This window comes from Alphaproteobacteria bacterium (genome assembly GCA_015062495.1).
GTDB lineage: Bacteria > Pseudomonadota > Alphaproteobacteria > Rs-D84 > Rs-D84 > Enterousia.
Genome location: SUUN01000001.1, coordinates 19,656 through 34,127, shown reverse-complemented (window position 1 = coordinate 34,127; position 14,472 = coordinate 19,656). Strand labels below are relative to the sequence as shown.

The 14,472-nt window shown below is 43.1% G+C and carries 13 protein-coding genes and 2 tRNA genes; 7 read left to right on the top strand and 8 right to left on the bottom strand.

All coding sequences use genetic code 11. The annotated features are described in order from the left end of the window. The first annotated feature begins 52 nt into the window (after nucleotides 1-52). The 3 genes from E7008_00170 to E7008_00160 all read left to right on the top strand — a co-directional run bounded on the left by E7008_00170 (nucleotide 53) and on the right by E7008_00160 (nucleotide 2,015). Nucleotides 53-484, top strand: coding sequence for an META domain-containing protein (locus tag E7008_00170; GenBank protein MBE6456351.1), 432 nt, complete (start codon nucleotides 53-55; stop codon nucleotides 482-484). Nucleotides 485-562: 78 nt separating this feature from the next. Next, nucleotides 563-638 (top strand) — tRNA-Glu (locus tag E7008_00165). A 171-nt stretch (nucleotides 639-809) separates the two neighbouring features. After that, nucleotides 810-2,015 (top strand): DUF2778 domain-containing protein, encoded by a 1,206-nt coding sequence (locus tag E7008_00160; GenBank protein ID MBE6456350.1) that lies wholly within the window; start codon nucleotides 810-812, stop codon nucleotides 2,013-2,015. Between the two features lie 804 nt (nucleotides 2,016-2,819). Here the strand turns inward: E7008_00160 and E7008_00155 are convergent. From E7008_00155 to tpiA, 6 genes are all read right to left on the bottom strand, one after another. Continuing rightward, nucleotides 2,820-4,370, bottom strand: a complete 1,551-nt coding sequence (locus E7008_00155; protein MBE6456349.1) for a J domain-containing protein — start codon at nucleotides 4,368-4,370, stop codon at nucleotides 2,820-2,822. 146 nt (nucleotides 4,371-4,516) lie between these two features. Continuing rightward, nucleotides 4,517-4,810 carry a hypothetical protein gene (locus E7008_00150; GenBank protein ID MBE6456348.1) on the bottom strand — a complete coding sequence of 98 codons (294 nt, stop codon included), beginning with the start codon at nucleotides 4,808-4,810 and terminating at the stop codon, nucleotides 4,517-4,519. 12 nt (nucleotides 4,811-4,822) lie between these two features. Further along, nucleotides 4,823-5,530 carry a hypothetical protein gene (locus E7008_00145; GenBank protein ID MBE6456347.1) on the bottom strand — a complete coding sequence of 236 codons (708 nt, stop codon included), beginning with the start codon at nucleotides 5,528-5,530 and terminating at the stop codon, nucleotides 4,823-4,825. A gap of 1 nt (nucleotide 5,531) precedes the next feature. Further along, complete coding sequence (locus tag E7008_00140) at nucleotides 5,532-6,422, bottom strand: hypothetical protein (GenBank protein MBE6456346.1); 891 nt, start codon at nucleotides 6,420-6,422, stop codon at nucleotides 5,532-5,534. Between the two features lie 272 nt (nucleotides 6,423-6,694). After that, entirely contained in the window at nucleotides 6,695-7,213 is a 519-nt protein-coding gene (locus tag E7008_00135) for a nucleotide exchange factor GrpE (protein MBE6456345.1), read from the bottom strand. A 19-nt stretch (nucleotides 7,214-7,232) separates the two neighbouring features. Then, entirely contained in the window at nucleotides 7,233-7,937 is a 705-nt protein-coding gene (gene tpiA, locus E7008_00130) for a triose-phosphate isomerase (protein MBE6456344.1), read from the bottom strand. 69 nt (nucleotides 7,938-8,006) lie between these two features. Here tpiA and E7008_00125 point away from each other — a divergent pair, with 69 nt between their 5' ends. Then, the gene (locus E7008_00125) at nucleotides 8,007-9,419 is read left to right on the top strand and encodes a hypothetical protein (GenBank protein MBE6456343.1); all 1,413 of its coding nucleotides are present in this window, start codon (nucleotides 8,007-8,009) and stop codon (nucleotides 9,417-9,419) included. A gap of 24 nt (nucleotides 9,420-9,443) precedes the next feature. On the opposite strand, the gene E7008_00120 is transcribed toward E7008_00125, so the two are convergent. After that, a complete protein-coding gene (locus E7008_00120; protein ID MBE6456342.1) occupies nucleotides 9,444-9,662 on the bottom strand; it encodes a helix-turn-helix transcriptional regulator in 219 nt (72 codons plus the stop codon). A 117-nt stretch (nucleotides 9,663-9,779) separates the two neighbouring features. Between E7008_00120 and E7008_00115 the strand changes: the two genes are divergently transcribed. Together E7008_00115 and E7008_00110 are read left to right on the top strand one after the other, a co-directional pair. Beyond that, nucleotides 9,780-10,997 carry a UPF0104 family protein gene (locus tag E7008_00115; GenBank protein ID MBE6456341.1) on the top strand — a complete coding sequence of 406 codons (1,218 nt, stop codon included), beginning with the start codon at nucleotides 9,780-9,782 and terminating at the stop codon, nucleotides 10,995-10,997. Nucleotides 10,998-11,202: 205 nt separating this feature from the next. Beyond that, a complete protein-coding gene (locus E7008_00110; GenBank protein ID MBE6456340.1) occupies nucleotides 11,203-12,996 on the top strand; it encodes a ribonuclease E/G in 1,794 nt (597 codons plus the stop codon). A gap of 36 nt (nucleotides 12,997-13,032) precedes the next feature. Here the strand turns inward: E7008_00110 and E7008_00105 are convergent. Further along, a tRNA-Pro gene (locus E7008_00105) sits at nucleotides 13,033-13,109 on the bottom strand. Between the two features lie 561 nt (nucleotides 13,110-13,670). On the opposite strand from E7008_00105, the gene E7008_00100 reads away from it, so the two are divergent. Further along, complete coding sequence (locus E7008_00100) at nucleotides 13,671-14,468, top strand: hypothetical protein (GenBank protein ID MBE6456339.1); 798 nt, start codon at nucleotides 13,671-13,673, stop codon at nucleotides 14,466-14,468. The last annotated feature ends 4 nt before the right edge of the window (nucleotides 14,469-14,472 follow it).

Genomic DNA, 14,472 nt, shown 5'->3' with positions numbered 1-14,472 from the left:
AAAATAATGTTCTATAATCGAACCATGATATAAATACCAAAGGAGAAAACACATGAAATTCAAATTATTCGCAATTGGCGCATGTGCCCTGGCATTGGCGGCCTGTGGCGCGGACGACACCCAGAACCCCGAATTGTTAAAGGGCGCAAACTTTATATCCGCCCAGCCTGGCGTTGACATTACATTGTCATTTGACCCGGTTGAAATGCGCGTATTTGGCGGCGTTGTAAATCGCTATAACGGCGGTTATACTGCGGACGGCAACAACATTAAATTCGAAGGCTTTGCATCCACAATGATGATGGGCGATGCTGAGGCCATGGAAACCGAACGTGAATACTTTGAGTTCATGCCAACGGTTGAAACATATGAATTGGGCGACGGCAAATTAACATTGATTGCATCTGACGGCAAAGAAATTATCTTTACCCAAATCGAAGACACCGCTGCCCCTGTGGCAGATTCCGAAACCACATCGGAATAAAATCATTGATAATCACTTGACAAGCCGGCAAACAACATGTATAATTTGCCGGCGTTCAGTTATGAACATGGCAGTTTTGGCCCCATCGTCTAGAGGCCTAGGACACCGCCCTTTCAAGGCGAGAACACCGGTTCGAATCCGGTTGGGGCTGCCAAAATAAACAAATCGGGTTTTACCCGATTTTTTTATTTTGCTAAAACGCCACAACCGGATCGGTCAGAGCGCCCAGGCACATTTATGTGCCACACGTAAACAAAGTTTACGTGACAGGTGGCGCGCATGACCAATACGCAGACAAACAATTAGCAAACCTGCAAAAACGGATATGGTTAATAGAGTTTTTGCGTCTAGGTTTGGTTATTGGTTGTCAAGGGGCGATGTTGGGGCTGCCAAATCTGATTTTCCGTCCATTTGGGCGGATTTTTTATTGAAAAAATTCGTATATTATGGTATAATACACACATTCAGCAGACGACATTTGGTCGTCTTTTTTATTGCCCGCATATGCGGGTGTTTTTTTACCAAAGGATTAAATATGTCATTAAAAGAATACACATCTATGCGAACCAAAGATTGGGTTCAGGCCACAGGCACACTGGCCAACATATACGCAAAACTGAAAGGACAACAAGGTGCAAATAATGGTCGTGATTCCACCGAACAATGCGACGGAATTATTCAAGTATCCGGATACACACGTGCCGATGGTACCGAAGTTGCACCATACGAGCGTATTTGCCCATATCACTATAACGGACAAAAACCAGAAAATAAGGATAAAAAAGAAGACAAAACCAAAGAAAAAGATTTTAGCCTGAGTGGCACAGTATCGGCCAATAACGCAACAAATGAAGACGATGTTATAAAACTGAAAAAGAACCTGTATAAAATGAATTACTATAAGCCCAATGAGCGTAGCGAGCCTGACGGGCAATTTCACAAATACGCAAACACAGAACTGATTACAGCGATTAAGGATTTTCAACGCGATAACAATTTACCAATAACCGGGCGCATATCATCGGGTGACGAAACAGAACGCGTGTTGAATACGAAGTTTGAATCACATGGCGCAAAATTTGAATATCCGGTCAATACAAACAAAAATCAAGTTGCAGTATTTGATGGGGTAGCCCTGACGGTAAATACGAATGATAAAAGAACAGGATATTGGGGCGCAATGTCTGGTATGCCAAGTTATCAGGGCAAAGATATGCAAAAAGAGAAAGATAAAGGGCCTTTGCCAGAAGGAATATATGTGATACGACAAATAAATGCCCAACATAGAGATAAATATTCTACAAAAGGGAAAATAACAGGATGGCCAGGCGGTTATGCTTCCTGGGGAGACCACAGAGTATGGTTAGAACCTGCAAAAGAAACTAACACATTCGGGAGAGACAAATTTTCTATACATGGCGGCGTTGCTTTCGGCTCTGCCGGCTGTATTGACTTACGAACAGAAATAAGTGATTTTATAAAATGGTTTGAGCAAAACAAAAAAGATGTTATACTGCACGTAAAATATTAGATGATAATATGATAAAAAAGTTTGCATTTTATACAATATTTGTCTTATTCTTGATATGGAACCTGTTTTTGCTGTATATGATAGCAGACACAATTATTGATATTTGTTTTTATAATTGCGCAGAAATGGGCGGATGCCATTGGGGAGCCGAGGCTTTCGGATTTATTCGCTCATCTGCGGTCGCTTTTTTTACAAGCCTGATACTATTGGGGTGCTTAGACGTGTTTTTTATATACAGGTCAATAATTGAAGTCAGCAGACAAAAACAATGCAAAGCTATTTGGTACGCCATTTGGCCAAGTTTGCTTACTGTGGGATATATTTTTCTGCTGACAGTATAAATCAAGCTAAAATTATCACTTGTTATTTTCAACCCATTCTGAAAGTTCGTTGATATTTCTGACTATTTCGTCATAGTCGCGCAGCAGTAAAGTTCGAAAGCCGTCCAGCTGGGGCTGCCAAAATAAACAAATCGGGGTTTTCCCGATTTTTTTATTTTGCTATAACGCCACAACCGGATACGCCAGAGCAACCCCAGTTGCGCATGGCGAATACGAGAATACACAATTAGAAAAATCTTAAAAAATCGACCAAGGGAGATTTTTTTGATTTTATTTATTGCGTATCGAGGAGCGATGTTGGGGCTGCCCAAATAACAACCGACCTTTTGGTGGTTTTCTTTGTTTTCCAATACTTTCATCGGTTCGTAAATCGTACGTCAAAAGCACCACCGTTTCACACATTTACGAACTTTTTTATATAAAAAACTCGCCAAAATGACGAGTTTTTACACATTCAGTCAAATTATGCAGCACGTTGATATTCACAACATTTTTGTTGATACATTTTCGTATATTTTTGCATGCGCAACATATTATATTCACGTTCACATTTATCTTTATATGCCTGTGCCCGGATTTTGTTGTTAACACACGCTGACCAAGCAATCTCAGCCTTTCTTAATTGCTGTTCCAATTTTCGTTTCTTTTGATCATTTGCTGCTGTTCTGACATATTCGCTTCTGATTCTTTCTTTTTCTGCCGTGGCGGCTTTTAACCTATCTACGGCATAGTCATAATCACGAATAGCCTGTTGTAGTTTATTCCATGCCTGCTGCATTCGGTTAATGTGTTCAGGTCGCGGTTGTTGTGGCTGTTCAGGACGAGATTGACCACCGCGGTTCCTGATGTATTGTGACATAACGCTGTACGCTTCATTGATTTGTTGCATTTTGCGCTTAGCCACCTCTTCATTTCCTTGGTTTCTGTCCGGATGCCAGATTTTACACAGTTTACGATATGCCACTTTTACTTCCTGTTCGGTTGCACTTAAGGACACACCCAAAATGCTGGCCGCCTGCTGTGGCGTCATGCCAATCTTGGCAAAAGACTTAATGTTCTGTGTGTTTTGGCGTGTCTGCTGTGCGTTCTGATATATATCCTGATAATTTTCTGTTCCTTGCTGGGCACTACTTTGTGGCTTGCCCTGTTCATCATAAGTCACAGAAGACACAACCCTGCCATCTTGGTATGTTGTTATTGTGCACAAATTTCCAGATGGATAATATGTTGTTTGGGACATTGTTTCCAGGCTGTCACCTTTCTTTACACGTCTGGTTATACACGCAACTTTATCGCCGTTAAAGTTTATTTCATCATATTCGCCCAGTTGTGCAGACACCTGCAACTTGCCTTTTTCACTATATTGAGTGATTGATGAAATATACGATGCCGCTTCGTCTTCTTGATTTTCAGATGTCCATCTGCCTGTACGTTTTGTTTTTTGCTTATACGTGATATGACTGGCCATTTGCCCATTTGGATAATATTGCTTGGTGTCTGTTGTCATCCATTTATCACGTCCTGGGCCAAACAAATCTGTCATTTTCACCTTGTGTGCAGAAGATACTATATGTCCGAAATCATTAAATGTGATTTCTTCGATTTCAGTTGTTTTGCCAAAATCACCGTATTCTGACAAATGTTTAATAACAGACCGGACATATCCTGATGGCGCAAAGTTTACAATATCGTTTTTATTAGCATTTATAGTCGCAATAATATGACCATTTTCATCGTATTGAGAAATGGCCCTGTTGCCCCTATAATCACGACGTGTAATTGATGCAACGCAACCATTATTATAAGTTATGTCTTTTTCATTAAAGAATAACTCGCCCATTTTTTCTTTGAACACAACCTGACCCTGGGAATCATATTGAATTAAATATTTGTCGAATCCGATTGTTAATATCTGCGTGGCCAAAGAACCATCTGGACGACGTGTTTCAGAAATGATATTTGCCGTCTTACTGACTAGGGATGTTTGAGGAAGGTTTGTTTTTACGTTTGTCATGATAGCACCTCTTGGTTATGCTGTTCATGATACGGCTCACTCTCCGTATCACACATATATAACACAACATTTATATTTGTCAAGTCGCGCTACAACATTTTCTTTCTCCCCCCCCCAAAAAAACACCGCCCAGATGGGCGGTGGGGTTATTTTTCACGTGCTTTTACAACATCACGAATTTGTTGTTTGAATTTCTGCTGATATGCCGTTGGAAATGTCAAACATTCGTGTGTTTTGCCGTCCGGGAATCGTTTGCGTGCGGTTTGTAATAAAACCCCAATACGTGCCGCCCCGTCAATCAGGGCCTGTTTTTTACCCCGCTTGGGCAGGACGGCCATATATTCCACCGCCTGTGACGCACGCCCCGCGGGTGCACCACCGGGAAACGCATCAAAATAACCATAGTCTTCCACTAAATTTTCTAAATCATTTTTGTTCATTTTTTCAGCTCCTTATAATTTTATCGTTGTTTCAGTATGATATGCCGCCCTAAATTCATTGTATTTTTGCTCCAGCGCTTCTATATATTTTTGACACGAAAAGTCATGAGATTGCATTCTAACAACGGCATCTTTATGATACGGTGTATTGCTTGAAGAAATAAATTGCATGGCTCTATTACACTCTGACAACCACTCATTTAACGAGGCTGTATTGTTAACAGTATTCATATAATCGCTAAATATATTCACTAACGGATCTAAATCCAAATCAAGAACGACGCTTAATGCACTATACCAAACCCGGAATTGCCACTCTATTTTTGTATTTCTATCATTCAGCGCATTTGCGTTCGCAAACGATTGGACAAGTTCGTTATGAAAATGAACAGCATCCATCAACGCATTCGAACATTTTGTAGATGCATCAAACGCTTGATATACAGACATACATTTATCTATAAATTCAGCAGGGCTAATCAGTACAACACCATCTTTTACATCCAAGGTTTGCAAAAATTCACTTCTGATTGCGGAGGCATGTTCTGCCCCATCTGCATCCTGATTGGATTGATAAACCATTTTGAATATGGCATTACTCAAGGCCTTGGCATACCAACGTACAGGGGTATTTAATTCTATTTCGTTACTGGTTTGTTGACTCGCAAACACATTAGTTGAAAATATAAAAGTTAAGAAAAACAAAGCTATTTTTTTCATTTTACTTCAGCGCCCCCTCGCATTCATCGGCAACCGTTGCCGCACGTTTAATTGCACTTATTTGTGTTGCGTTAAATATTGTGGCGGACAATCCCGCCGCCGTTGTGCCCCCCGCCAACACATTTGCCGCGGCGTTTAATTTCTTTTCTTTGTCGGCATCACCATCACGAACACCGTCTGAATTTGCCGATGCAGATGTTATTGTGCCGGCCAGCCCCAACCCCGCACCAATGCCCGATGATACGGTTGCGCCCGTTGAACGTTTATTGATTGAACTGATATCAACCGTGGTCCATGCATCGCATGCATGAATGATATTTTCCGCACGTGCCAAATCAGCATCCGTGACAGTTTTGGAAATACGCGCCTGCATACGAACATTTGATAATATTTTAACCGATGCCAAGCATTCATCAATTTGTTGTTTCAAATCACCCTTTACCCGATTTGTACCCGACATAATCGCACCCGCGATATTGGCAACTGTTGATGTTGCCAATGTTCCCGTACGAACATTGCCCAGTTGTTTTGATTTCTTTTCAGCATGCCCTATTGCCGTATTGACCGAGTGATTTATTGATTTGGCATAATTTAACACAGCGGTTTCAAACTCATTCTCATTTGCAATTGTCAATAAAGGTAATTTTTCCATGGCCTCTATTTCCTTATCAACACCCGCCTTGGCAATACCTGTCCCCAGTGCAACGCCACCAGCGACCGTGCCAACACCGGTGACGGCGGTTGTTATACCCGCCATTTTTTTCATGTCCGATAATTCCACACTGATGTTTCCGCATGCGGTGCGGACATTTTCAATCGCCGCGGCCAGGTCGGTGTTTGCATGCGCCGCCCCCACCATCAGCGACATTAAAACCCCAAATGTTAATCGCATATTTGTATTCCCTTTTTGTAAAAAATAACCGTCACAAAGCAGACGGTTGGAGGTTAAGAACTATAACTTGTGGAAAATAGCGCGCTTATTCAATATATTCGCGACCCTCCAACCAATTTGTTGGAGGTATTTTTTGTCCCCACGGACACCACAAATTTCGAGGTTCTTACGCCCCAACACAGTCGCCTGCGTCACTGGTATTATATCACAAAAAAATACAAAAATTTATATTTTTTTGGCAAACAAAAAAACCGCCCATCTGGGCGGTGGGATTATTTTGCGACAACAACCATTGCAGTTCGCAGCACGGTATCGCCAAACATATACCCGGTCTGCATTTCTTCGACAATCGTGCCGGACGCTGCATCCCCAGATTCCACAACCTGAATCGCATTATGAAACATCGGGTTCAACGCCTGGCCCACAGATTCAATTTTTACAATCCCAATCTGGGCAAATGCAGATTCCAGCGCACGCGCCATCGACTGAATCCCTGCATCATCGGGGGCATGCTTTAACGCAGAATCCACCGCATCCATCACCGGCAAGATTTTTTCCGCCACCCCCATCGAACGCGTCCGCGCACGCGATTCCGCATCCAACGCCGCCCGACGACGCGTATTTTCCAGTTCCGCCGCCATACGCAGATATTTGTCATTCATTTCCGCCAACTGGGCGGTTAATTTTTCAACATCTGATTCTTGCTGTGGTGTGTCCACGACCGGCGCATCATCAACAGACACTGCCTCTACCTGAACTTCTTTATCTTCGTTATTCATACCGTCTTCCATTTTTGTTCATACTATATAATTATTTTACACTGGTTATTATAGGTATGAAATCATCACTTTTCAAGGACGCACCACCAACCAACACCCCATCAACGTTTGGAATCGACATAATTTCTGCGGCATTCGAACCCTTGACCGACGCACCATACAGAACCGGCGTCCCCGCCAATCCCATCTCCGCCAGCGTATTGGCAATCAGTGTATGCGCACACGCAATTTCATCCGCCGTGGGCGTCAAACCCGCCCCAATTGCCCACCGTGGCTCATACGCAATAATAATCGGTGTGCCAACATCCGATGGAATTGATTCACGCACCCCAGATTCAATCACCGCCATGGTTTTACCGGCCTGCTTTTCATCCATTGTTTCGCCAACACAGATAATTGGAATCATCCCATTGGCCAAAACCTGGGCCGCCTTTTGTCGCACGATCGAATTCGTATCCCCGTTATACTGACGACATTCACTGTGCCCAACAATTACATATTTTGCACCCGCATCTGCAACCATCTGGGCCGACACAGAACCCGTATATGCGCCGTGTGTATGTTGACTCACATCCTGTGCACCAATCGCCACGCGTGCATTTCCCGCACGCAACATAGTATATGGCACACACAGAATAACTGTATTTTCTGTATCAAGATTTTCCAGATCACGCAACATCGCATCCAACCCTGCGCGCGACCCGTTCATTTTCCAATTTCCAGCAATAATTTTCATTTGAAATTCCCTTTTTTTTAATTGCTTTTTGTCATATCGTTTTGCTATGGTATCGCAAAAGGGGAACAAATGCTAGAATATTTAAGAAATGCATCAGAAAAACCAGTTGCCAAGATTTTAATCAGCATTTTGGCATTTTCATTCGTTGGTTGGGGTGTTGCCGAATGGATTTTTGGCAACGTTGTAAACGATAACACACTGGTCCACGTTGGCGACACAGAAATTTCCGCCCAGGAATTTAACCTGGAAAAATCGCGTGCCCTGGCCCAGTTAAGCCGGGACGAACAACGCGCAATCTATACAGACACCGCAACCCAAAACGCTTTTTCCAAACAAATTTTGACAAAAATGACAACCCAACAGATGGCGGAAAACCGCGCAGATGACCTGGGGTTCGTGGTCAGCGACAAACGCATTGCCCACGAAATTCGTTCATTCCCAGAATTTCAGGTCAACGGCGAATTTTCCACCCTGGCATTCGACACGGTTTTAAACAATTCCGGCTATTCCGAGGCTGCCTTTGCCGACGTCCTGCGTGGCAATGTATTGCGTTCTATGGTATTGGGCGCGGTCGGGGTTGATGTACCTGTGCCTGAATTTGCAGTGCGTGCGGCATACGATGCACGTTATGGGGAACGCGAAATCGAATACGCAACAATTAAATATTCAGATTTTGATGTTGCCGCACCTTTGGATGAACAATTGGCCGAATATTACAAACAAAACCCACAAATCGTCCCAGAAACACGCAATGTGTCGTATGTGATTATTCCGGCTGAAATGTCACAACCAGACAAATATGATGCAGGCTATGCCATCGCCATTAAATTCGAAGACGATATCATCGCCGGCGAACCAATGGCGGACGCCGCCAAGACGCATGGCGCAAAATATGTTGACCTGGGCACATTTGATCGCGACCATCGCCCTGTGGACAAAGTTCTGACGGATACAATGATGGCAAAAATATTTGATATGGACGCCGAACTGGAAAGTGAAATGATTGAAACCAAGGATGGTTTTGTATTCTTGCGCGTAAACAAAATTACGCCATCACACACGGCGGAATTTGAATCTGTCAAAAAATCATTGACGGGTGATTGGAAACGCGCCGAACAGAAAAAACAGGCATACGTCCGCGCCAACGAAGTTTTAACAGACTTTAAATCAAACGGAAAATTGGCAAACGGAAAATCCGCAACTGTGTCACGTACATCGGGCGCACCAACCGACGTGTTGGTTGCCGCATTCCGTGGCGACGCGGGCGAAAAATCAATTGTTCCATCATCGGACGCATTCTATGTATTGAATATCAAAGATTCAATTGCGCCAAAAATGGACACAAAAAAGATGGCTGATTTGCGCAATGAAATGCAAACCATGTCAAAATCAGGCATAATGGATGATTACAATTCATTCCTGATGCGTGAATATCCAATTGAAGTAAACGAAAAAATATTTAACCGTTTCTTTCAGAATTAAAAATCCCGCCAAATGGCGGGATTTTTAATTGCGTCGTTTACATAAAATCATCGCCATACCGTTCGTCATAACCTTTTGAATTATTTTATCGGGCATTAAAACCTTGCCGTTTTCTATCTTAATCAATTCTGAATGTGACACACCTAATAATTTTGCACATTCAAACCGCGTGATATTCATTGAATTTCGCGCCATGCGCAAATAATTACCAAAATATCGCGCATCAACCAACAGTGTTGCCATTTAAATCCTCCCTTTTTTTATTTTGTTAAATAAAAAACCGCACAAAAGGCGGTTGGAGGTTCAAAGCTATTAAGAGTAATAGTGTGCTTATTCAATATATTCACAACCCTCCAACCAATGTTGGAGTATCCCTTACGAGGCTTTGAACCCTCACACCAGTTTCCCAATGCCAACACATTATACACAATAATTTTGGTATATTCAATTGCTTTGATAAATAAAAAGCAACCGCCCAATCCCCCACCAGATTTTATTTATAGATTGATTTTGTTTATAAAATTGTTATCCTATTACACTTGTAAAAGGATTTTAATGTCAGCACAGACAAAACGCCTGATTAAAAAGGTAATCAGTTACTCAGGCATTTTCTTTTTTATATTGGCCGCCGGTATGCTGTGGTGGCAATTGCGTGATTACAGTCTGTCCGACATCGCACACGCAATATTAGATATTCCATTTATGAACCTGGCGATGGCATGCGTGGCATGTATGCTGGGGTATTTGACGCTGTCCCTGTATGATTATTTAGCGTTAAACTATGTTGGCGGACGCGTTTCATGGTGGAAATGGATGTTGGCGGGGATGCTGGGCTTTGCAATCAGCAACAACGCCGGCCACGCCGTGGTCAGTGGCGGCGCAATTCGATATCGTCTGTATACACGGTGGCGCATTCGCGGTGGCGACATTGTAAAAATGCTGACTATATCGGGCTTTACATATTTCCTGGGGGCATCCGCCATTGTGGTCATCAGTTATTTCTTGGTCCCACATGCGCTGTTTCAGAACTCGGTCGGCGCCAGTATTGGCATCAACGCATTATTTATATTTTGTTTGGTCACATTGTTGGTATATTTTGCGACCACAATATTCTTTCATAAAAAAAGCATAAAAATCGGACAATTAAAATTCCAGATACCATCAACACGCATGGCATTTACACAAACAATCCTGGGCATAACAGACAGTATTCTGGCCGGTCTGGTACTTTATTTCTGTCTGACCCCATTTGTAAAAATACCGTTTGTTGTATTTATGGGACTGTTTGCCATTGCCCAATCGACCGGCGTTTTCAGCCAAGTTCCCGGTGGCATCGGCGTATTTGAAACGGTATTTTTGGTCGCCCTGCCCGACACCGTGGACAAGGCTAACATATTTGGCGCACTGTTGGCATATCGCATAATTTATTATGTTTTGCCACTGATTGGCATGGGCAGTTTGTTCTTTATCTATGAACGCTGGTTGCGTTCCCGTATGAAACGTTGGCTGAACGAAGCCAAAGAAAAAATACCTGCAAAAATCAACCGTATAAAATCTGAAATACGCGTCAGAAAATAAATACCTTGCGAACTATATAATGGCATGTTAGAATAAAACCCGTGTATGAATATGGGGCTATAATAAGTGTTTGTATTATCACTATTTTCAACAATTCGCATGGCGCTGATGGTTATCGTGGCGCAATCCCTTGGCATGGGCTTGGACGCCCCACGGGGACGGATTGTTGCCATTGCATACAACGCCAAAACAAAAGGATTACAAAATGTCAAAAAAAATATATGTGGATGCAGTCCACCCGGAAGAAACACGTGTCGTAGTTGTCGATACATCAACTAACCGCGTATCAGACTTTGACGTTGAAACCACCACCAAACCCCAGATTAAGGGCAACATCTATCTGGCCAAGGTTATTCGCGTTGAACCATCTTTACAGGCTGCATTTGTTGATTATGGGACTGGGAAAAATGGATTTTTACCATTCTCTGAAATTCACCCTGATTATTACCAGGTAACTGCTGAACAGAAAAAGAAACTGCTGGAATTGGCGCACGCCAACATTGTTGACGACGACGACGATCCAAACGACGAAGAAGACGAAGTCGCCGAATATGACGACCACAGTGCCGGCGAAGACAACAAAGAATTTGCCAAACGCGCACGTGAATTCAAAATCCAGGACGTTATCAAACCAAAACAAATCTTGCTGGTCCAGGGCGTCAAAGAAGAACGCGGTCAAAAGGGTGCATCAATGACAACATATCTGTCATTGGCGGGTCGTTTCGCGGTTCTGATGCCAAATTCACGTAAACGCAACAGTTATGGCATTTCCAAGAAAATTTCTGATAAATCTGAACGTGCCCGTCTGCGCGATGTTCTGCACGGTCTGAAAATCCCCAAGGGCATGACCGTTGTTCTGCGTACCGCCGCCATGGGCGCGGCATCGGCCGACATTGCCGCCGACTATGATTACCTGGTAAATTTGTGGAATGAAATCCGCAAAACAACACTGGAATCAGTCGCCCCGGTCACAATTCACACCGAAGATTCCCTGTTGCGCCGTGTCGTTCGTGATTTTCTAAGCGACAAAGAAGACGTACTGATTATCCAGGGCGAAGAAGCATTTGATGCCGCTAAACAGCATTTTATCCAAATGTACGGCCGCGCACCCCGCAAACAGTTGGTACACTACAAAGATGCCGGCGTTCCATTAATGGTCAAGGCCGGCGTTGAAAAACAACTCGAAGGTCTACACGGGCCATACGTCCAATTACCATCGGGCGGTTCACTGGTTATCAACCAGACCGAAGCCATGGTAACAATCGACGTTAATTCGTCCCGCGCGATCAAGGAAAAAGATATTGAACAAACGGCCCTGAACACTAATCTGGAAGCGGCCGAAGAAATCGCCCTGCAATTGCGTCTGCGCGATTTGGCCGGCATTGTTGCGATTGACTTTATCGACATGGAAGAAGAAAAGAACAACCGCAAATTGGAACTGAAAATGCGCGAAGTTATGAAACGCGATCGCGCCCGCACCCAGGTTGCAAAAATCAACAACTTTGGTGTATTGATGTTGTCGCGTCAACGCCTGCGCAGCAGTTTCATGGAATCATCATACGTCGCATGTCCACACTGTATGGGTGCGGGTGTTGTACCATCGATTCAGACGGCCGCGATTATTCTGTTCCGCCACTTGCAAGAAAAATTATTAGCCAAGGCGGCTCAGAAAATCATCATGACCGTCCCAACCGATGTCGCAGTATATCTGTTGAACCACAAACGTGCCGAATTGGCCGAAATGGAATCCAAATTCGAAACCGAAATTGTGATTGTTGGCGATGACAGCCTGATGAACATTGACCAATATTCGATTCAGCGTGTTGCACCTGAACAGAATAAAACCGAAGATTTGCTGGGGGCATACGCACCATCAACCGATGCAAAACGCAAAAATGCCCAGCACGTTGATGCAAAACGGACCACAGTCAATGCCCAACGTCGCAAACGCAAAAAACAACCACAAAAGAAAACTTTCTGGCAAAAATTGGTCAGTTAAGAAAAAACCGTCGCAAACGCGACGGTTTAATTTTTATGGTCGGGGTGACAGGAATCGAACCTGCGACCCCTTGCACCCCATGCAAGTACTCTACCAGGCTGAGCTACACCCCGAACAACGCCATTGATATTAATGTACATTCACTAAAATTACAAATACTTTTTTTGGGAAAACACGCGTATTGTGATATTGCCCCCCGCACGATATTATTTTTACGTCCGGACACAACAAAAACAAACATTAACAAAAGGATGAAAAATGTCAAAATCTGAAAACAAATCAGGCAAATGTAAAAACTGTTCAAACACACATGACGGCGGTTGCAATAAAAAGCCCGAAATGAACAAAAAAGACTGTGATAAATAAAATCCACCAATCCCCGCACCTTTTTGGGCGGGGATGTTTTTATATTGCAAAAATATCTAAAATTACATAAAATAAACACTGAATGAACAGGGATGTTTGTTCGGGGCCTTAGAAAGCCCAGTCATTTCGGTGCAATTGCATCGTAATCCGATGATATCGGTGTCTATTGCACCGTTATTTTTACCCCACGCATGTCGGGGTGCTGTTGTTATATATCGAAGGCAACAGGAATCACCAAATGACTGATTTTTCTAACACCCCGACCGTCATTTCTGTGACGGTTTTTTCTTGCAAAAACGGGGGACAAAATGAAAAAAATCATTACCGCAATTTCTATGATTCTATGCACAAACGTTGCATTTGCTGTCCAAGATGGATTTGGCGACCAAAAAGAATGTTATATTGAAACCCACAAACGCGACAGCGCTTGGTTCTGTGGCAAACACAATCGCAAATGCAAACAAAAAATGAAAAACAAACATAATGTATATCCACTGGTTCACGGGGAAAAATTCTCATATGGATCGGTTACTGCATGGTGCTGCGATGGTACTTTGACCGAAACTGGATATTTCGTAGAAGCATCCAAATGGGAAACATCCGAAACCATAACAGTACAACTGGCCAACGGTGGCACATGCACATATGTCCAAACCACCAATGCATGTGGCGAAATCAGTGGTGAACCCTGTACCGAACCAACCAATTGCACCGCCCCATACATCAAACGCAATGGCGTATGTATCGAACCATGTGGCGCAACCGATGGCAACATGGCATATGAAAGCAAGACATCAAACACATGCATCGAATGTCCCACCAATGCATCCCAGGGAATAGGCACAATAGGTAACGAAAAAATTTGCGTCAAATGCAATTCAACCACAGAAGTATGGGACGCAAAAACGAAAAAATGTATCAGTCGCGCTGAAATGGGAAAAAAATACCATCAAATATCCAGCGCAACAATGAAACGTTGCTGGCAATGTCCAAACAATGAAACATTTAAAACCTGTGCAATTATTCTAAGCCTGCCAGACGCCGACCAGAAAAAACACCCACAATACACAACAACTATGAAAAATTGCAAAATCACAGATAAATAAACTT